This is a genomic window from Glutamicibacter uratoxydans (assembly GCF_050753455.1).
Lineage (GTDB): Bacteria > Actinomycetota > Actinomycetes > Actinomycetales > Micrococcaceae > Glutamicibacter > Glutamicibacter uratoxydans_A.
The window spans coordinates 455,220-472,466 of sequence record NZ_CP192736.1; the positions used below are offsets into that span (position 1 = coordinate 455,220).

The following is a 17,247-nucleotide window of genomic DNA, read 5'->3' on the forward strand; positions in this document are numbered from 1 at the left end:
AAAGGTGGCAGTGTTCTCAGACCGTGGCGCTTGCGCGTCCTTGGCCGCCGTGGGTAGGGCATACTAGCCATAGCGGACGGAAGGTAGGCGATGGCATTAACACCCGAGGAACATCTTGCTTGGATCCTCACCCAAGTTCCCACCCTGCCGGCGCAACCCTTAGACCTCGTCACCGATTTCGCGCGGCTACACACCGCGGTATTGGCCGAAGATGTGCTGGCGGCCCACCCCCTGCCCTTGTGGGATAACTCGGCTATGGACGGTTACGCCGTACGCTGCGCAGATCTGACATCAACCAGTAAGCAGCAACCGGTGATACTTGATGTGCTGGGAGAAGTTGCCGCGGGAAGCTCGTGGGATCCAGTCCTCGCTCCCGGGCAGTGTGTGCGGATCATGACCGGTGCACCACTACCGACCGACGCTGATGCGGTGGTGCGAGTAGAAGATATCCGGGCCGTGGATACCCAAGAACCATGGAGCGCCCAACGCGTAGAATTTTTGACACCCGTGGCACCGGGGAAGGATATTCGCCGACGTGGAGAAGATAAAGAGGCCGCAGACCCAGTAGCTCGTGCCGGTCAGCGGCTCAGTGCGGCCGGGATTTCGAGCCTCGCCGCAGCAGGTGTAACACGGGTGCAGGCACGCCCCACCCCGAGCGTTGCGGTATTGATCACCGGCTCGGAATTACAACCCATCGGCACGAAACTGGAGCGCGGACAAATCCCCGAATCTAACTCCCTGCTGATTCGAGGACTGCTCGGCGAAGCAGGTATTTCACAGATCACCATGCACCGCTGCGGTGATGACCCCGACTCCGTGAGACAACAGCTCAGGACACTGGGGTCCACCCACGACGTGGTGATCTCTACCGGGGGAGTCGGGCCGGGGAACCATGATGTCATGCGGATGGTCTTGGCCGAGGAACCAGCTGTTCGTGCGGTGCGTGTTGCGGTACGCCCGGGGCAGCCACAATGTGCCGGACGCTTGGAATCCGGGGCGATGATGTTCGCGCTGCCCGGAAATCCGGTCAGCGCAGCGGTAAGTTTTGAACTCTTTGTGCGGCCGGCTTTGCGAGCGATGCAGGGTAGCTCCACAGTTCAACGCCCACGTTTCAAAGCCACAGCGGTCACTGGGTGGCGAGGTGCGAAAAATCGGCTTCAGGTGCTACCGATAACCTTCGATCCGGCGGACGGCACGCGATGTCTCCCGGCGGTTCAGGCAGCCAATATCTCGCATTCGGTAGGCGGATTCGGTGCGGCCGAAGGATACGCCCTAGTGGGTGCCGATCGTGGCGATGTGGCGGCCGGAGAACAAGTTGAGGTAATCCGTGTTATTGGGTGAGCAACTGAGTCAAGAATTTGAGGCGATCATCCTCGCTGGGGGTCGCGGCAGCCGCTTGGGCGGCCTCGACAAGGCTGCCCTTCAGCTACAGGGTCAGACGCTGGCGGAACGAGCCGTCGAAGCGGTCAGGGAAGCTGGCGCTCGCCGAATTACGGTGGTTGGCCCTGATTCTGCTCAAGGGTCGGCAGACCGGGTGCTGCGCGAAGAACCACCCTATGCGGGTCCGTTGGCCGGGATCGCGGCGGCAATCGAGCACATTGAGCAACCATGGGTGCTGGTCTTGGCCTGCGACCTGCAATCCCCGGGGGCAGTGGTACGAGCACTGGTTCAGTCCTGGCCGACAGCAGCGCAAGGCGACGGGGTGATCTTGGTGGACCAGACTGATCGCGATCAGTGGCTGGCCGGAATTTACCGGACGCAGGCCTTGGCTGAAAGCTGCCGAGTATTGGGTGAGAATGTGCTCAATGCCCCGGTGCGTAGAGTATTGGGCCAACTCAACCTGTCCCGGACCCCGATCAGCAACGACGACAGTCGAGATATTGATACCCCCGAAGCTTTGGCCCAAGCGCGTAAGATGCTTGGCAATACGAAGCATGAAAGCAGGAACTAAACATGGCAACTCATCTGCCGCCCGAAGCACTGGATAAGTGGCTGAGCGCCGCCGCAACGGAACTAGGCCTGGATGAAAACGAAGTCGACATCGCAGCGTTACTCGATGTGGCTAAAGACGTTGCACATAATGTGGCCCGTCCCGCGGCACCGTTGAGTACATTCTTGTTGGGACTGGCTCTAGGACGTGCCGGGGATAGTGCCACTCTGCATGGGCTGGCCGAGCAATTACGTGCGCTGGCGCTGTCTTGGGACGCAACTCCTTCAACCGAGTAGCTCCCGTGCCAGTACGGCCCCGCACCACTAACGTCAAAGGTTTCGACTAGTCACGGTAAACTCCTATCTCATGGCTATTGGCGCAACAATCCAAACTTTTGAAGTTCAGCTCTCTGATATGGATCGCGGGGTGTATGAGGAGCTTTCCCTACGGGTGGCGCAGCACCCTTCGGAAACGGACGCGTATCTTGTGACCCGTGTTTTGGCCTACTGCCTGGAATATGAGGAAGGCATTGCCTTTTCCGCCGGTGGTGTTTCCAGTGGTGAGGAACCGGCAGTTTTAGTTCGTGATCTGACCGGGCAGGTGACAGCCTGGATCGAAGTTGGTGCACCGGATGCTCAACGCTTGCACACTGGCAGCAAGCTTGCCGATCGTGCTGCGGTGTATACCCATCGTGACCCGATCCGGTTGATGTCTTCGTGGAAAGGCAAAACGATCCACCGGGCTCAGCAGCTGGTGGTTCGCTCCTTCGATCCACGGTTTATTGACGCTGCGGTGGAACAGCTGGGCCGGCGCAATACCTTGTCCGTCTCGGTCACTGAAGGTCAGCTGTATCTAGAAATTAATGGTGTAAATCTGGAGACCCAAATTCAATCGCACCAGATTGAGTAACTTGGCTTGATCCCGGTGGCTCCGGGCCGGGTTCTTATCCTCGGCAACTCTGGCCCGCAGACGTGGTTTCATATGATTCAAGAAATTGTTCAGCTCGCCAGCGATCGACTCAGCCAATATTGCCATCTAGGCGTCGCTCACAACGGGCTGCTCGCGGTCTCCGCAGAACCTAGCGTCGGTGGTGCCAACATGTGGGCCGCCGAGATCGATGTCTGAGCTGTGACACCAGCACGAGTTCAGTTATGGGGCGGGAAGAGTCCCCTCGTCTGGCCGTTGGCCGGTGAGAATGATGAAGGGCTCTGGTTCTGCGTAAACGCAGAACCAGAGCCCTTCATATCTGGCGGTGACGGTGGGATTTGAAACCTTTAGTTTGCCCCTAGGTTACGTGACTTCCCCGGATTCTAGGGACTTATGGCCACATGGGATGACGGCAAATCACCTTCTTTCACTGGAAGGTGTGCCCCTTTTGTGCCCCTAAAACAGAGATCCCCCAGGCTGACGATTGTTGCCAGCTGGGGGACCTAACGTTTCTTGCTACTGAGTGCGCTTCCGGTATCGGTGTAGCACCGCGAGTTCTGGGAGGGTGAACCCGTCCAGCACTGCCGGGGTGACTGAGAACGCGCCAGCAGACTGTCGCTTGGCCTGCGACGGGTTATCCACCAGACGGGCCGTGGCTGAGATGATGACCTTCTCCAGCGGCTTGTTAGGCTCACCATCGGTAAAGCCTCGGCCACGTGTGTATGCCTCTACGAACGCAGAAACCAGCTCCACATGCTCGATGATCAGGTTCAACGTGTTCTCATCTTCACCTCGGCCCATAAACCGGGCTACATGGAAGGCCAGTTCACCACTCATTAAACGATCCCGGTCACCTTGATCACGGCCTCGGCGTTAAGTGGCTGAGCGTCGTAGCGTGCCACCACGCGCAGGGCCTGCTGATCGTAGTCGGCGTAGCGTTCGGTGAGTACCTTCACGGTTGGGTTCATGTCGCGGGCAACAGCGATCTGGGACATGTCAGCCAGAGCGAGGTTCCCTGCTGGGACTCGGCTGGTGATGTTGACCTTCGATCCCCAAAGGCGGAACACACCGTCAGCGGTTGGGTCCGGCTGGAGTAGGTACTGTCCAGCGGTGTCCTTGACCTTGCGCAGCCCGGTGAACTGTTCAGGACGTAGGAACCACTGGAGGGAGCCGATATTCACGTTCGCGGCCAGCGCGAGACCCCAAGCGTCCAGCAGAACATCGAGATCCAGCGCCGCGTCATGTTCGATTTCTTGGGTGTCAGCCCATCCGAACATGCCTTGCGGGGTGGTTACCCCGTCGCCGCCAATGCCTAGGAAAGTCGTGTCAAACTTCGCGGCAACGTCGGTGACCAGTCGGTCACGTAGAGCGGCATCGAGGGAGACGATGGACTGACGCGCCAGCTCGTTAGAGTACCGGGTGATGGTCTTGATCGACTTAATGGTGTCTGGCAGTAGTAGCACCTCGTCGAAGTCGGCTTCTACCTCGGTGATGAGTTCGTTCTGGCCGTGCCATGCCGGGTCGGTTTCGCCGCCCATTTTGGGGACACGGACCGGGGAGCCGTTGGTATCAAAAATGCGGGGTCCAGCTGCGAGGAAGATGGACTTCTCGGCGAGTGGCTGGACAAGGATTTTCTGGACCTGTTCTGCGGTTAGTTCAGGTGCGGTGGAAGTTGAAAGTGCCATTGTTTTGGCTCCTAACGTGAAAGTGTTTACTGTTCGCGTTGCTGGGAGCCGGTCCCACATACAACAAGTGGTACAAAACCGCCGGGGCTTTGTACCACTTATCGTACCATTTATACCCTATGGGGGTATTTACTCAAGTTCGTTTCGGATATAGAAATCAATGTTTCCGTTGAGCTTTTCCAGCTCGGCCAGAATTGCTTCAAGTAGTCGCTTCTCGCTCATTTTTCCGCTTCCTCCTACATTGCTCCGGCGCGGAGGATTCCGGCCAGGCTCGCATCATTGCCCACGGTTCCGACACCTTGACCAATGCTCCCCGAAGGCCGCCGGGTTGCTAGGTGTGGCTTGTCCTCCAGAAGCCCGTCAATCGCCGCTGTGAGCGCCGCAGGGTCATCTAGGTGGGATTCCTCGAATGGTAGGTCACGGGAGTCTGCCAGCCGCCCTGTAGCCTCTACAAGGGCCGTGTGCAGACGTTGCGCGAGGTCATCGGCACGCTTAGCCCGGTCACGGTGACCAGCGGCCTCTTTGCGAAGCTTCTCCACGTACTCACGCGGGAAAGTGTCCTGTTCTTCCTCGGTCGATTCATCTGTGGAAATATCCTCGGATACTGCCTCGGTTTCCTGCTCGGTGACCTCAGCAGTGCTTAGGTCATCCTGAGTCTCAACGATTTCTTCTGACATGATTTGCCCTCCTAAAGGACTGGTTGGTTCTTCTGTTTACGGGGCTGAGTCTCTCCACTCATAGCCCTACTTTTTGCGGTGGACGCAATATCCTGAGCCAAAACCGGTTTCGGTGAACATGTGCAACCGGTATGAGTCGGCATCGGATGCTCTTTCGGCCAAATACGCCCTTCACGCCACCACCAGACACACATCTGACACGCGTCAGGCTCCAAATCACGGACCCAACCAGACACCAGCCGGGAACGGCTCACACCATCGCTGTACGCGTCAGCAGCAGCCTTATACGTGATCCCACGAACCGCCCGTTCTATCCGCTGGGTCAGATCCCCATCGAACGCCAGCGTCGTCTCCATGGCCCGGCGCACCGCCTCCGGTTGCGCCTGAAACCCCGTAGGGACAATCGGGACCGGGGACCGGGAAAGAACGGTCAGTTCCGCAGCCAGTGAAGCCTCAGCCAGCACAATCGCCTTCGCCTGAGACTTACCCACAATCGTGGTCAGCACTGCCACGGTTTCCGTGTGAGACAGCATCCCCTCGCGAAGCAACCCCAGCACGTCCAGCACCTTCTCCACCGTGGTGTCGCCAAGGTTCACCAGTAGATCCCGGTAACTCATTGGACCAACTCGGTCAGGTTAACCCCGGCAGTATCCAGCGCCTCAGCACGTAGCGCGGTACGTACCCGCTCCAACTGGGCCGGTGAGTAGCCCAGCGAGTCCTCCAAGACGATCGACAGCGGGACACCCATCGTCTTAAGTTTCACCGCAGCATCAGCAGCTTGGGCCGGGGTGCGAGTTTCTGGGCCTGCCCACACGGTCCCCAGTTCCACGTCCAACGGGTCCACGCCATCCTTGACTGCCAGTACCAGCGCGGCCACCTGTTCCCACGCGTTACCGAAGATCCTCTGTAACGTGTAAACCCGTGATACTAGTGAAGCCTCAGCGGACCGGATCGAGTCAGCCGATGGGGGTTGATCCCCATACAATCCGAGGTAGTGAGGTGGTAGCCCTGAGAGCGCCCCAATTTGCTGGGTGACGGTCTGCATTAGATCTGAGTACCCATCCAGCCGGGAGCCGTCGAACTGCCCGAACTTGGTTTCGGTGTCCTCCGAGATCCACAGTTTCCCGGCCTCATCCGAGAATGGTTGGATCACGTTCCCATCGTCATCCTCGGCCAGCTCCAGCCCGGTCGCCCATCTGCGGGGACGTGCATAAAATTCGCTGGACACCATCGCGTCAGCAGACAACTTATTCAGCGCATCAGACAACCCCATAATGTCGGTCATCTCTGATACCCCATCCAAGTCCATTAGCCGGCCCCGGTTCACGATAGGAACCACCGGGACAACACCGAACGGGTTCGCGATAGTTTCCACCAGATCCCAGTTCGTTGCCGGGAAAGCCCCATCAACAACATTCGAGGATGAACGGTAAGTGTGGATCTGATCAGCCAGATAAAGCACACCGTGAGCCTGCCCATTAACTGCCCACCGTTTGAACGCAGCAGTCACTTGGTGAGATACCGGGTCATGATGGACCGCGATCTGGTGCGGGGACTCCACGGTGATCTGAGGGCCGCGAGGTCCAGCCCAAACCATCACGAACGAACGCCCATACACCAGCGCATCAATATGAGCCTGAGCCGAACCGTCATCCATCCGGTTGCGGTTCCAAATTTTCCACAGATCAGGTGACGGCTCGGCGCCATCACCCTGCGCACGGAAACCGGTAATGTTCAGCCTCTCAGCAAGCGCGGTGACCGCCAGCTTGGGGAAGTTCACCGCCAACCCTGTCAGGGAGGTTCCTAGCGCCTCACGTGCGCCCTTGGACAAGTACGCCGCAGGCTGTTGACCACACCAGTAAGAATCCAGTTTCCGTAGCACCGGCTGAGACTGGTCCAACTTCTCAGACAAACTCTTGATCATCATCTCGTTCATAATTTGCTCCTTAAGCATCAAAACGCGGCCACTCGGCCACGTCGTTTTTTCTTCCCGTGATGCGCTGCCCGGTCAAACGCCACAATCGCGCAAACCGCCGCATCAATCTTGCGAGGGCTGTTCTTCCGGTCCTTCGCCACCAGATCCCCCAACGCGGTGGACTTCGCCACACAATGCGAGATATGCGAAGCGAGATCCTTGTTCCCGTCATGGGAGACAGCACCCTCTTTCACCGCTTGGAATAGCCGGTCAGTTGCCGGGGCCATACGCTGAGCGTGAGCGGTGTTCCACTCAATAACCCGACGTTCCCCATGCTTCTGCTGCCAAGACTCAATCTCGCTGCGCCAACCCCACGGGTCCGCGGCAAGTTCGGCCACATCGTATTTCTCGAACGCCTCGTCAACGGCACGGGACACCTCAGCGCGAGGGACACGCCACCGAGGATCCCCAGGGTTCTCCCACAGTCCAACGATGAACAAATGCGGGTCATGGATAGTGCAGCCAAGTAACACCGTCGAGTCACCAGAAGCGGAACCATCAAAAGCTAGTTGGATACGTTCGCCCGGTGGAACGTCCCGCCCGGTTTCCTTGATCGAGTCCCATAAGCCCCACGGCATCCAGCCCTCGACACCGGTCACCCATTGGCCAAGGCGTAGCTGCCGGAACACTGGTTCACGGATCGTCTTAAGAACCGATTCCAGTGCATCCTCGGCCAAGAATGGTTGTTCACACGATAAAGCCGGGTTCGCTATCTTCCAGGCTTCCCGGTCATCCACCGCGCAACCATCAGGGGCCGCAAATTCCTTGAAATAGAACTGCGGGTCCTCACCAGAACGCGCGTGCTCAACGAGTCTCCACATCACCGTGTCAGGACTATTCGCCGGGGTCGAGATAGCCAACGTCAACGACTCAGGCCGTTTACCAGCAGCAGACGTGACCGCCTCCCACACCTTCTCAGTCACCACGTGCAGCTCATCAATCAGCATCAGCGTTGGGTCCAAGCCCTGCAACGCGTCATAGTCCGCAGGGAGCGGGGTCATCGTCGCATCACCATGAGGCATATAAAGCCGGTCCTGAAAGATCTGGACCCGCTCATCCAATTCAGGATTCAGCTGGACCATACGCTTAGCCAGATTGAAAATGATCTTCGCCTGCCGCAGATCAGAAGCCACGATATAAACCTCGGGACTCATCGGACCGAGGAACATCTCAGCCAAACCGATCATCGCCGCCAAACCAGACTTACCGTTACCGCGAGGCATCGACACCAAACCAGAACGAATCCCCGGCGCATAAGCATCACGGATAATATCCTTCTGAAACTCCCGAAGTTTCACCTTTTTACCAGCGCCGTGTCCCTTGGAAACAACCAGAAATTCCTCGATGAACTTGATACGACGCTTCGCCGGATCACGCGGCCAACCCTTGAAACTCAACGGTTCAGCCGTGATAGCAGCCTTTGGACCTGCCATTCCATAAACCCCCTTTCAACGGGATTGTTGAAGCTTGAAGTAATTGTCATTGGGACTTGCCGGGAGGGTCGAGACGGTTTCCGTTTGACCCCAACCCCCCAGGTCTTTGTTGCCCGCGTCGTCTGTTGCATGGGCCGCAGACAACAGCTACGTGTTCTAGACGGATTTCGAGGCCTCTTTCGTGGCGTTCCCATGCTTCTGCACTGTGGTCTGTCTGGAGGTCGTCAGTGGCTCCGCAGTCGGTGCAGAACGGTTGTAGTCGTCGTGCACGCTCACTGAGTTTGCGCCACTGCCAGTCATACCCGCGCAGGTGTGCTGAGGTCTTAGGCTTCGGCATTGGTCTGTGCAGTTCACACTTGGCACGCTCTGAGAGTTCTCCACACTCAATGCACGGACGAAGCAGGCTCATGTTCAGCCTCCAATTCATCAGCCAGATCGTGAAGCTTGTCAGCGATAGCACGGGCCTGAGCCGGGGTCAGGTGACCAACAACCCGTCCATCGCCGCGCCGCAGTAGCCCGATACCATCGACACGCTCCTGAGTGGCCTTGTTGATCCACTCGTACCTGCGGACCTGAAATTTTGGTTTCATGGTGCCCCTTTCTCGTTCATCTCGATTACCCACGCTTCCCAATTAGCTGCCCTTGCAGACCAGCAGGCCGGGCAAGGACAGCCGCCCCGGTGAGGTTGAGGAAGTTCCATCTGAGTGATCGCCGCCGCCAAAATGTGTTCGCCATGTTTACCTGCCAGCAGTTCATCCGTGTACTTACATGCGCAGGGGTCGAAGGTGCATTGAGGGCAAGTCATGACGCGTTCCTCCGAGCAGCCTCAGCCCGGAATCGTTCCATCGGTGAAAGTTCCGACGACGATTGATTGTTTGATTGATCTGCCATTGGAATGTTCGCCCATGGGTTGTTAGAAGGAATCTTTGGAGGTGAGAACACTTCCCCGGTTTCCGTATCAACTTCATTTTCAGAATGAGGGGGTTCTATTGTCCTTGCCTCTGCCTCTGCCTCTGCCTTTCCTCTGCCTTCGGATGTCACGTGACCATCACGTGATGTCTGGATATCTGAGGGGGATTCCTCTTGTTCAGACTTCTTCCTAGCTCTGGCTTTGGCTTGTCGCTCACGGTCAGCTTTTCGGCGGTTCTCTAGAGCGGTCTCCATTTGTGCTGCGGAGGTCTGGGTCTTCATGAAGTCGATGACCTGCCACCCATCGGCGGCCTTGGCCCATAGGCCCAGCTTCACTAGCTCGGCGGCATCGTGAGGCTGGGCCAGTGGGATCAGGGGGAAGTCATCTTCTGGGATAACTCCGTCTGTCATGTTGGAGACTGACCACGCTGTTCCCACCACGTAGAGCCTGAACGCGGTTGGTGTGGCTTTCAGTACGCGCCGGTCTTGGAGGTAGTAGGTCGGAAAGCGTGAGTCCAATTTGCTACCTCCTTATGGGTAGATTGGTGCGCCGATTGCTGCGCAGAATGCTTGGATGGTTGCGCCTACGGTCACGAATGTTGCGGTGATCGCGAGGAATAGGATCGTGTCGTACACGAAGCGGGTGAGGTTACGCATTGGTGCCGCCCTTTGCGTAGTATTCTGCGGCGCAGGATTTGCAATGGTTTTGGAGTCCGTCGCGGTTGCTGATGTGCTTGGAGAACTCACTGAGCGCCTTTCCCTCGTTGCAGGTGGCGCAGATCTTGATACCGGCATTTTCTGCGGTGCTCACTTTGGTGGCGGCGACAACTTCTCGGAGCAACCGCCCCAGCTCGATCACTTCGTTGTCATTGAAGATGCCGTTGTCTGCGTGGCGGTCGTTAGTGATGTGGTACTCGATCCCGCCGGGGATGGACCAGAACGTTTCGACAGTGACTGTGCCGGATGATGCTTTCGGTCCGGTGCAGTACGAGAATTCCTCGCCGTCGTAGTTTTCTGCCCAGCCGGTGGTGAATCCTGCTGGGATTTTGATTCCTCGGCGGTCCAGTTCGGCAGCGAGTTCTTTGTCGGTGAAGTGGGTAAGATTGGTCATGACTGATTCCTCTTCCTGGAGGTTTTCGGTTGGGTGGGCCGCAGCGGATTCTTTGGCGAGAGTGCTGCGGTCCTTTTCTGTGCCCTCGGTGGTGTGGGCAAGTTCTAGCGGGTGGACCGGGGTTTCAAATCCGTCATCCCATTGCACGCGGATCACGTTCTTGGTGACCTTGGAGACGGTTCCGGCTCCGCCCCATCCGTCGCGGGTTTCCACGCGGTCACCTCTTCGGAAGTTGTTCATTATGTGCGGTCCCTAGTGTTTTCGTTGACCCACGCTTGAAGGCTGGATTCGGTGTATCGAATTGACTTGCCGAGCTTGAGAAACTTTGGGCCATTGCCCAGGTAGCGTTCCTGTGCGGCAGCCCCCTTGGAGATTCCGCGCCATGCACAGTACTCATCGACGGTGAGCAGTCTCCCTAAGCCTGATCCGGCTGTTTCGGTCATCTGATTTACTCCTAGTGGTTCAGTCTTGACAATAAAGACTCTATCTTGAGTGATCCAAGCTTGTCAACACTGAACCAGAGAGATTCAAGATTGTCACCGTTGAGCCAAGGTGCCAGACTGGGGATATGGAAGAAAAAGAAGTTATTTCCACGTATCGCACGGACGCAGCAGCCGACTCCCATTTCATGGGCTCAGTGTCTATCAAGTTGCCGGGAACACTGACAGTTGAAAACCAGCCTGCGCCGGGTCAATCTGTGTCTTTTCGCGTTGATTGGATACAAGGCGTTGGCGTTCGCCCTGTGGCAATCACGGTTGCATCCCTTAAGGGCGAAGAGATAACTTCAACCGACTTGCGAGCAGTAAAGGCCAAGAATCTATGGCGCGCTGCAATCGTCAATCACGCCACCTATCACCGGTTAGTGTTTTTCGAGAAAGAAGACGGGGATCTGGAACTTCCTGCCATGGGTCCAGTTCAGTTCCGTGACGAGTTGCTCGAAAAGCTGCGGCTCAAGGGGCCAGTCAAAGAAACCCTTGAGTACGTGACCGACCTGTACATGTTTGCAGACACCTTGGGGCTTGCTCCCGCGCTATATGTTCAGGAAGTGTTCGCTGGTGAAAACCTTGAACCCCTGCCAAGGACCACCGCCACAAAATGGATTAAGCGAGCTAGAGACATGGGCCTATTTGAAGGTTATTTCGATGGCGACGATTGAGTCTTACGAGACTAACGCCGGTGTCCGGTACATGGTTAGATACCGGAAGCCTGATCGGGTCCAAGCCAAGAAAAAGGGCTTCAAGACTAAGCGTGACGCGAACCTGTTCATGGCAACTGTCGAGGTCGATAAAGCCAATGGAACATATATTGATCCGTCTAAGTCGAACATCACTATTGGGGGACTCGGGCCAAGCTGGCTTGAGCGAAAGCAAGGGTTGAAACCTTCGTCTTATAGACCGTTAGAAATAGCTTGGCGGGTACACGTTGAACCTGCTTGGGGCAAGTATCCGATCACTAAGATCATGTTTTCGGACGTGCAAACCTGGGTGACTAAAATGTCGGTCGGTGATGCTAAGGTCAAGCCACCCGTGAAGCCCAAATCAGCGACAACAGTCATTCGTGCATACGGTGTGCTGGCCGCTATTTTGGATGACGCGGTGAAAGATCGACGGCTCCAAGCTAATCCGGTGCGAGGTGTTGACCTTCCGCGTAAGTCCAGGAAGGAACACGTGTTTCTGTCGCATGAGCAAATACGGGATTTGGCTGATACCTCCAAATACCCGGCGCTAATCCGTGTGCTGGCGTACTGCGGTCTGCGGTGGGGTGAAGCTACCGCGCTTCGAGTCCAAGACGTAGACATGATCCGTAGAAGGCTCAACGTCAATCAGAATGCTGTTGATGTTGGCGGGAAAATTGTGGTGGGCACGCCAAAAAGCCATGAGCGGCGTTCGGTTCCGTTCCCTGAGTTCCTAGCCCCTGCCATTGGTGAAGCGTGCAAAGACAAGCATCGCGAAGATTTGGTTTTCCCGAACGAGGAAGGAACTTACTTGCGGGCCATTAGCGGGGGCAGTGGTCGCGGTAGCTGGTTCCTGAAAGCTGTTCAACGCGCTGGGGTTCCACGGATCACACCACACGACTTACGCCACACGGCTGCAAGCTTCGCGGTCAGTGCCCGGGCCAACGTCAAAGCGGTTCAACGAATGCTAGGTCATAGCTCGGCGTCGATGACTTTGGACGTGTACGCGGAACTATTTGATGACGATTTGGACGGTGTAGCGGTGGCATTGAATGAGGCAGTATCTCGGATGAATGTGCCCTAAATGTGCCCTTTTGTCGGTTCGGAGAAAAGATAAAGGCCCCTACTTCCCTTTGTTTATAAGGGTGTAGGGGCCTTTCTTGTTGGCGGTGACGGTGGGATTTGAACCCACGGTACGGGGTTACCGTACACAACATTTCGAGTGTTGCACCTTCGGCCGCTCGGACACGTCACCAGACCTGATAACTCTACATCGAACAAAAGCCGAAACCAAAACGGAAGCCTGTACTGGGCGCAGAAGTGGTTAGAACCACATCTCTGCCTGCTTCTAGTCCCGTTTGGCGCGGAAAAAGTCCTTGAGTAGCTGCCCGCATTCCTTTTCAAGGACTTCCGGGTAAACCTCCACCCAATGATTCAGCCGAGGCTCGCGGACGATATCAAAGACTGAACCGCAGGCGCCGGCTTTTACATCCCAAGCACCAAAGACCAGACGAGGGATACGCGCCAGAACTATCGCCCCGGCACACATGGCGCACGGTTCAAGGGTGACCACTAGGGTGCAGTCTTCTAAACGCCAATTGTCATCGGTACCACGAGCCTGTAGTTCGGTCACGGCGTTGCGGATTGCGATCACTTCGGCATGACCGGTGGGGTCCGCGTGGGCTTCGCGTACATTGCGCCCGGTGGCGAGCACTTGACCGTCAGGGGCGATCACTAACGCACCAATCGGCACATCATCAGTTTCCAGCGCCGCACGAGCTTCGTCCAGCGCTAAGCGCATCCACTGAGTATGTTCTTCTAACATGGTGCTTCCACTTTACGGGGTGAAGATGAGCTGAATGAACGCTCAACGGCAAGACATTTGAACACCGAAGCGTGTCGAGCATGTTTCATTGCGCACATTGCGGACAGAAAGCCCACGAAATTGCGGGGGAGGGCTCGTCGTGGAATGTTTCTGGCTGGTAGATTCTTGCCTATGCGCGTACAGGTAGTCGACCACCCGCTGGTGGCACACAAGGTTTCCGTTCTTCGAGACAAGAACACTGCTTCTCCGACCTTCCGCCAGCTGACCGATGAACTGGTCACCTTGCTGGCCTACGAAGCGACTCGTGAAGTGAAGACCGAAGAGGTTGAGGTAATCACCCCGGTGGCTACCACCACTGGAATCGCCTTCGCTAAGCCAACCCCATTGGTCGTGCCTATTCTGCGCGCCGGACTGGGCATGCTCGAAGGGATGACCCGTCTGGTACCCACCGCTGAGGTGGGCTTCTTGGGGATGGCTCGAAATGACGAGACCCTGGACATCATCACCTACGCAGATCGCGTACCCAACGATCTAACCGACCGCCAGGTATTCGTACTTGATCCCATGCTTGCTACCGGCGGGACTTTGGCCGAAGCCATCAAATTCATTTTCGAACGCGGTGCCGCCTCGGTCACCTGCATCTGCCTGATCGCCGCCCCAGAGGGGATTGCGCGACTGCGCGAAATCCACGGTGAGGATCCGCGTGTTCATTTGGTGTTGGCATCGCTGGACGAGAAGCTTGATGAGAAGGCCTACATCATCCCGGGTCTGGGCGATGCCGGTGACCGCCTCTACGGTGTCACTCCACCCATTCACTAAACCTCATCATGGGGTTGCTGCCGCTGGTCAGAGTCGTTGGCCAGCGGCAAACGCACCTCAAAGATCGTATTCCCTGGCTCGGAACTGACCGTGATGGTGCCTTGATGCGCCTCAACGATGCTCTTGGCAATCGGTAGCCCTAAGCCTGTAGTCCCATCCGAACCGGAACGAGCCGCATCGGCGCGCGTAAAACGTTCAAAAACATGCGGTAAGAATTCTGGAGCGATTCCTTCGCCGCTATCTCGCACTTGTAGTACGGCTTGCCTATTGGCGGCATCGCTACTCACGCTGACCGACACGGAGTTCCCGACGCTAGTGTGCTTGCGTGCATTACCCAGCAGGTTGGTGATTACCCGGCGTAACGATGGTGAATCTCCATTGATCTTGACTTCTGGCTCCGGAGCATTAAAAGACCAGCTATGTTCGGTTGAGGTTAGCTCGAAGTCTTCGGTGATCTCCTGAGCCAAGGACACCAAATTGGCCGGTTTCATCCGGTAAGAATTGGATTCTTCCAAGCGCGCCAAAAGCAGGAGCTGTTCTACCAAGGTGCTCATGCGCGAGCTTTGTTCGAGTACCCGGTTAACACTGCGACGTCCATCATCCGAAAAGTGTTCGGTGGCAGCCAAGAGCTCGGTGTATCCGCGGATCGCTGAGAGCGGGGTGCGTAGCTCGTGGGAGGCATCGGCGACGAACTGGCGCATTTGCGCTTGCGAGCGGTCGCGAACCTTCAACGCGCTGTCAACGTTGTCAATCAGGGCGTTTAGCGCTCGGCCAACATTGCCTACTTCGGTTCCCGGAATTGCATCGTGCGGGGCGACCCGTTGATTCAATTCAACCTGATCGGTTTCCAGATCGGTGCGTGCCACCGAGGAAGCCACCGCCGCAACACGTTTCAGCGGGGCGAAAGAACGACCAATTGCCCAGGTTCCGGCCAGACCGGTACTGATGACCGTTAAGACTCCGATCATGAGAGTCAGCCACGCCATTTCCCGCAACGCGTTTTCGGTGGGCTCCGTTGGTAGGCCGGTGATCAGAATTCCGCCGGAACCCTGATCGGGGCGAGCGACCAAGAGATAACTCCCTACCGAGAGGGTGCGGGTCGTTGGTCTGACATTCATGTCCAAAGACAACAGGGGTTGGACGTCGGCTTCGGTGATGGTAGTGATTTCACCGGTGCGCTCATCGAGCCAGGCACCAGCGGTTAATTTCCCGTCCACAAAGCGGGCATTCAGGGTGCCGGAAGCCTGCCCGGGAGCGAAGAGCTCGTGTGAAGCATTTTGCGGTGTTGAATAGGTGGCGGCGCGATTCGCTGCTTGGTTGAGTTGTTCATTGAGCTGGGACATGAGGGTTTGACGCATCCCGGCGTTGTACAGTAACCCGAGCAAAATACAGACTAAGGTCAGTGACCCCAGCAAGATAACCAACAGCCGACGTTGCAGGCTGTATTGATTCGCCGGACGTGTTGGGCGCGGGGACAAACTCATGCAGCTGGCTTTAGCACATATCCCACACCGCGTACCGTGTGAATCATCGGTTCGGCATCCACGTCGATCTTTTTGCGTAGGTAGGAGATGTACAGCTCGACGATATTGGCCTGACCATCAAAGTCGTAGTGCCACACGTTGTCCAGAATCTGAGATTTGGAGACCACCCGACGCGCGTTATTCATCAGGTAGGACAGCAGATCGAATTCCGTGGCGGTGAGCGAAATTTGACGCCCGGCACGCGAAACATCGTGCGAGTCCAGATTCAGCACCAGGTCTCCCACCACCAGTTCCGCGCTGTCCGCGCTGGTGGCACCGGAGCGTTCCACCAGACGGTGTAGTCGAATTAGGACTTCTTCCAAGCTGAAAGGCTTGGCTACATAATCGTCGGCTCCCGCACCGAGACCTTCGATACGGTCTTCAACCGCATCTTTCGCGGTGAGGAAGAGGACAGGAACGTCGGGGAAATAGCTACGAACCTTGCGCAGTACTTCTGGACCGTCAAAGCCTGGCAACATCCAGTCCAGCACGAGCACATCGGGGGAGAAGTTGCGGGCTGTGGCTACTGCCTCGGGGCCGTCGTGAGCAATTGCCGATTCCCAACCCAGCATGCGTGTGCCCATCGAGACCAATTCGGCTAGCGATGGCTCATCATCGACGACCAACACTTTGATGGGAGTTCCATCCGGATGGGTCAGGCGTGGCAACTGTGAGGGTGAGAAACGGGAATCATTCATGTAATTTACTTTCCCCTATTGCATTGGGCTGACTTTGTGTTTTAGCTGTGCATTGTCTGTGTCGCCAAGCAAGAGTTTATTTCAGCCTAGGCCTTTACAGATAGCGGAATATTTGGTCAAGGGCGGTGAACGGCGAATGTTTGCGCGGTGAACATTGTGGAACAATGTATAAATATTCGAAACTATGAATGGGGTAGTCATATTGACTACTTTGGGGCGAAAGAGTGAGCAATGCGTAGTTAGTCAAGCGTTTAACGGTTCTATATGCCCAAAGTGTTTAGCGTCACAAATAGACACTTTTGTCTCAGATAGTGGACTGGGGTCATCTTTGTTACTTGCAAGTTCCGAATGTTACGGGGAAACTGTAAGTGTGAGTCAGGCGCAGAGCAGCGAAATCGAACGGGATCAGTACCACTGGTCGCACCGATGGAACTGCAGTCGAATGCTCGGAGTTAGTGGGAAGAACCTAGGAAAGCACCAACCGGTGTTCGCTGAGGCGCAACCCTGCTAACCGGAAACCAACTGTTGCAGATGTAGAGAAGGACGTCTGCAGCGCAAGCA

General features: G+C 56.6%; 22 protein-coding genes and 1 tRNA gene. 8 read left to right on the forward strand and 15 right to left on the reverse strand.

Annotation, left to right across the window (positions count from 1 at the left end; genetic code table 11):
• The first annotated feature begins 90 nt into the window (after positions 1-90).
• The 5 genes from ACQQZ8_RS02205 to ACQQZ8_RS02225 all read left to right on the forward strand — a co-directional run bounded on the left by ACQQZ8_RS02205 (position 91) and on the right by ACQQZ8_RS02225 (position 3,055).
• Positions 91-1,341, forward strand: coding sequence for a molybdopterin molybdotransferase MoeA (locus ACQQZ8_RS02205; protein ID WP_431711098.1), 1,251 nt, complete (start codon positions 91-93; stop codon positions 1,339-1,341).
• Complete coding sequence (gene mobA, locus ACQQZ8_RS02210; RefSeq protein ID WP_431711099.1) at positions 1,334-1,951, forward strand: molybdenum cofactor guanylyltransferase; 618 nt, start codon at positions 1,334-1,336, stop codon at positions 1,949-1,951. Before ACQQZ8_RS02205 ends, mobA begins: the two co-directional genes overlap by 8 nt.
• A 2-nt stretch (positions 1,952-1,953) precedes the next feature.
• Positions 1,954-2,226 carry a DUF6457 domain-containing protein gene (locus ACQQZ8_RS02215; RefSeq protein ID WP_431711100.1) on the forward strand — a complete coding sequence of 91 codons (273 nt, stop codon included), beginning with the start codon at positions 1,954-1,956 and terminating at the stop codon, positions 2,224-2,226.
• Positions 2,227-2,296: 70 nt separating this feature from the next.
• Positions 2,297-2,839: a YaeQ family protein gene (locus tag ACQQZ8_RS02220; RefSeq protein WP_431711101.1), complete on the forward strand. Its 543-nt coding sequence runs from the start codon at positions 2,297-2,299 to the stop codon at positions 2,837-2,839.
• Between the two features lie 72 nt (positions 2,840-2,911).
• Complete coding sequence (locus tag ACQQZ8_RS02225) at positions 2,912-3,055, forward strand: hypothetical protein (RefSeq protein ID WP_431711102.1); 144 nt, start codon at positions 2,912-2,914, stop codon at positions 3,053-3,055.
• A gap of 318 nt (positions 3,056-3,373) precedes the next feature.
• Here ACQQZ8_RS02225 and ACQQZ8_RS02230 read toward each other — a convergent pair whose 3' ends face one another.
• The 11 genes from ACQQZ8_RS02230 to ACQQZ8_RS02280 form a co-directional block, all read right to left on the reverse strand.
• On the reverse strand, positions 3,374-3,694 hold the full coding sequence (locus ACQQZ8_RS02230) for a hypothetical protein (RefSeq protein WP_431711103.1): 321 nt from the start codon (positions 3,692-3,694) through the stop codon (positions 3,374-3,376).
• On the reverse strand, positions 3,694-4,542 hold the full coding sequence (locus tag ACQQZ8_RS02235; protein WP_431711104.1) for a phage major capsid protein: 849 nt from the start codon (positions 4,540-4,542) through the stop codon (positions 3,694-3,696). Before ACQQZ8_RS02235 ends, ACQQZ8_RS02230 begins: the two co-directional genes overlap by 1 nt.
• Positions 4,543-4,778: 236 nt before the next feature.
• Entirely contained in the window at positions 4,779-5,219 is a 441-nt protein-coding gene (locus ACQQZ8_RS02240; RefSeq protein ID WP_431711105.1) for a hypothetical protein, read from the reverse strand.
• Positions 5,220-5,230: 11 nt separating this feature from the next.
• Positions 5,231-5,836 carry a hypothetical protein gene (locus ACQQZ8_RS02245; RefSeq protein WP_431711106.1) on the reverse strand — a complete coding sequence of 202 codons (606 nt, stop codon included), beginning with the start codon at positions 5,834-5,836 and terminating at the stop codon, positions 5,231-5,233.
• The gene (locus ACQQZ8_RS02250) at positions 5,833-7,155 is read right to left on the reverse strand and encodes a phage portal protein (protein WP_431711107.1); all 1,323 of its coding nucleotides are present in this window, start codon (positions 7,153-7,155) and stop codon (positions 5,833-5,835) included. The genes ACQQZ8_RS02245 and ACQQZ8_RS02250 overlap by 4 nt, the downstream gene beginning before the upstream one ends.
• Positions 7,156-7,172: 17 nt before the next feature.
• The gene (locus tag ACQQZ8_RS02255) at positions 7,173-8,627 is read right to left on the reverse strand and encodes a terminase large subunit domain-containing protein (RefSeq protein ID WP_431711108.1); all 1,455 of its coding nucleotides are present in this window, start codon (positions 8,625-8,627) and stop codon (positions 7,173-7,175) included.
• Between the two features lie 383 nt (positions 8,628-9,010).
• A complete protein-coding gene (locus tag ACQQZ8_RS02260) occupies positions 9,011-9,217 on the reverse strand; it encodes a hypothetical protein (RefSeq protein ID WP_431711109.1) in 207 nt (68 codons plus the stop codon).
• 211 nt (positions 9,218-9,428) lie between these two features.
• Positions 9,429-10,055 carry a hypothetical protein gene (locus tag ACQQZ8_RS02265; protein ID WP_431711110.1) on the reverse strand — a complete coding sequence of 209 codons (627 nt, stop codon included), beginning with the start codon at positions 10,053-10,055 and terminating at the stop codon, positions 9,429-9,431.
• 12 nt (positions 10,056-10,067) lie between these two features.
• Positions 10,068-10,193, reverse strand: a complete 126-nt coding sequence (locus ACQQZ8_RS02270; protein WP_431711111.1) for a hypothetical protein — start codon at positions 10,191-10,193, stop codon at positions 10,068-10,070.
• A complete protein-coding gene (locus tag ACQQZ8_RS02275) occupies positions 10,186-10,860 on the reverse strand; it encodes a hypothetical protein (RefSeq protein WP_431711112.1) in 675 nt (224 codons plus the stop codon). The genes ACQQZ8_RS02270 and ACQQZ8_RS02275 overlap by 8 nt, the downstream gene beginning before the upstream one ends.
• 26 nt (positions 10,861-10,886) lie before the next feature.
• Complete coding sequence (locus ACQQZ8_RS02280) at positions 10,887-11,090, reverse strand: helix-turn-helix transcriptional regulator (RefSeq protein WP_431711113.1); 204 nt, start codon at positions 11,088-11,090, stop codon at positions 10,887-10,889.
• Positions 11,091-11,215: 125 nt separating this feature from the next.
• Between ACQQZ8_RS02280 and ACQQZ8_RS02285 the strand changes: the two genes are divergently transcribed.
• Both ACQQZ8_RS02285 and ACQQZ8_RS02290 read left to right on the forward strand, forming a co-directional pair.
• A complete protein-coding gene (locus ACQQZ8_RS02285; RefSeq protein WP_431711114.1) occupies positions 11,216-11,803 on the forward strand; it encodes a hypothetical protein in 588 nt (195 codons plus the stop codon).
• Positions 11,790-12,905, forward strand: coding sequence for a tyrosine-type recombinase/integrase (locus tag ACQQZ8_RS02290; RefSeq protein WP_431711115.1), 1,116 nt, complete (start codon positions 11,790-11,792; stop codon positions 12,903-12,905). Before ACQQZ8_RS02285 ends, ACQQZ8_RS02290 begins: the two co-directional genes overlap by 14 nt.
• 80 nt (positions 12,906-12,985) lie before the next feature.
• On the opposite strand, the gene ACQQZ8_RS02295 is transcribed toward ACQQZ8_RS02290, so the two are convergent.
• Positions 12,986-13,076, reverse strand: a tRNA-Ser gene (locus ACQQZ8_RS02295).
• Positions 13,077-13,169: 93 nt separating this feature from the next.
• On the reverse strand, positions 13,170-13,646 hold the full coding sequence (gene tadA / locus ACQQZ8_RS02300) for a tRNA adenosine(34) deaminase TadA (RefSeq protein WP_431711116.1): 477 nt from the start codon (positions 13,644-13,646) through the stop codon (positions 13,170-13,172).
• A gap of 171 nt (positions 13,647-13,817) precedes the next feature.
• Between tadA and upp the strand changes: the two genes are divergently transcribed.
• The gene (gene upp / locus ACQQZ8_RS02305; RefSeq protein WP_431711117.1) at positions 13,818-14,465 is read left to right on the forward strand and encodes a uracil phosphoribosyltransferase; all 648 of its coding nucleotides are present in this window, start codon (positions 13,818-13,820) and stop codon (positions 14,463-14,465) included.
• Here upp and ACQQZ8_RS02310 read toward each other — a convergent pair.
• Positions 14,462-15,949 carry an ATP-binding protein gene (locus ACQQZ8_RS02310; RefSeq protein ID WP_431711118.1) on the reverse strand — a complete coding sequence of 496 codons (1,488 nt, stop codon included), beginning with the start codon at positions 15,947-15,949 and terminating at the stop codon, positions 14,462-14,464. The two genes, upp and ACQQZ8_RS02310, sit on opposite strands and share 4 nt — an antisense overlap.
• Positions 15,946-16,686, reverse strand: coding sequence for a response regulator transcription factor (locus ACQQZ8_RS02315; RefSeq protein WP_431711119.1), 741 nt, complete (start codon positions 16,684-16,686; stop codon positions 15,946-15,948). The genes ACQQZ8_RS02310 and ACQQZ8_RS02315 overlap by 4 nt, the downstream gene beginning before the upstream one ends.
• Positions 16,687-17,247: the final 561 nt, after the last annotated feature.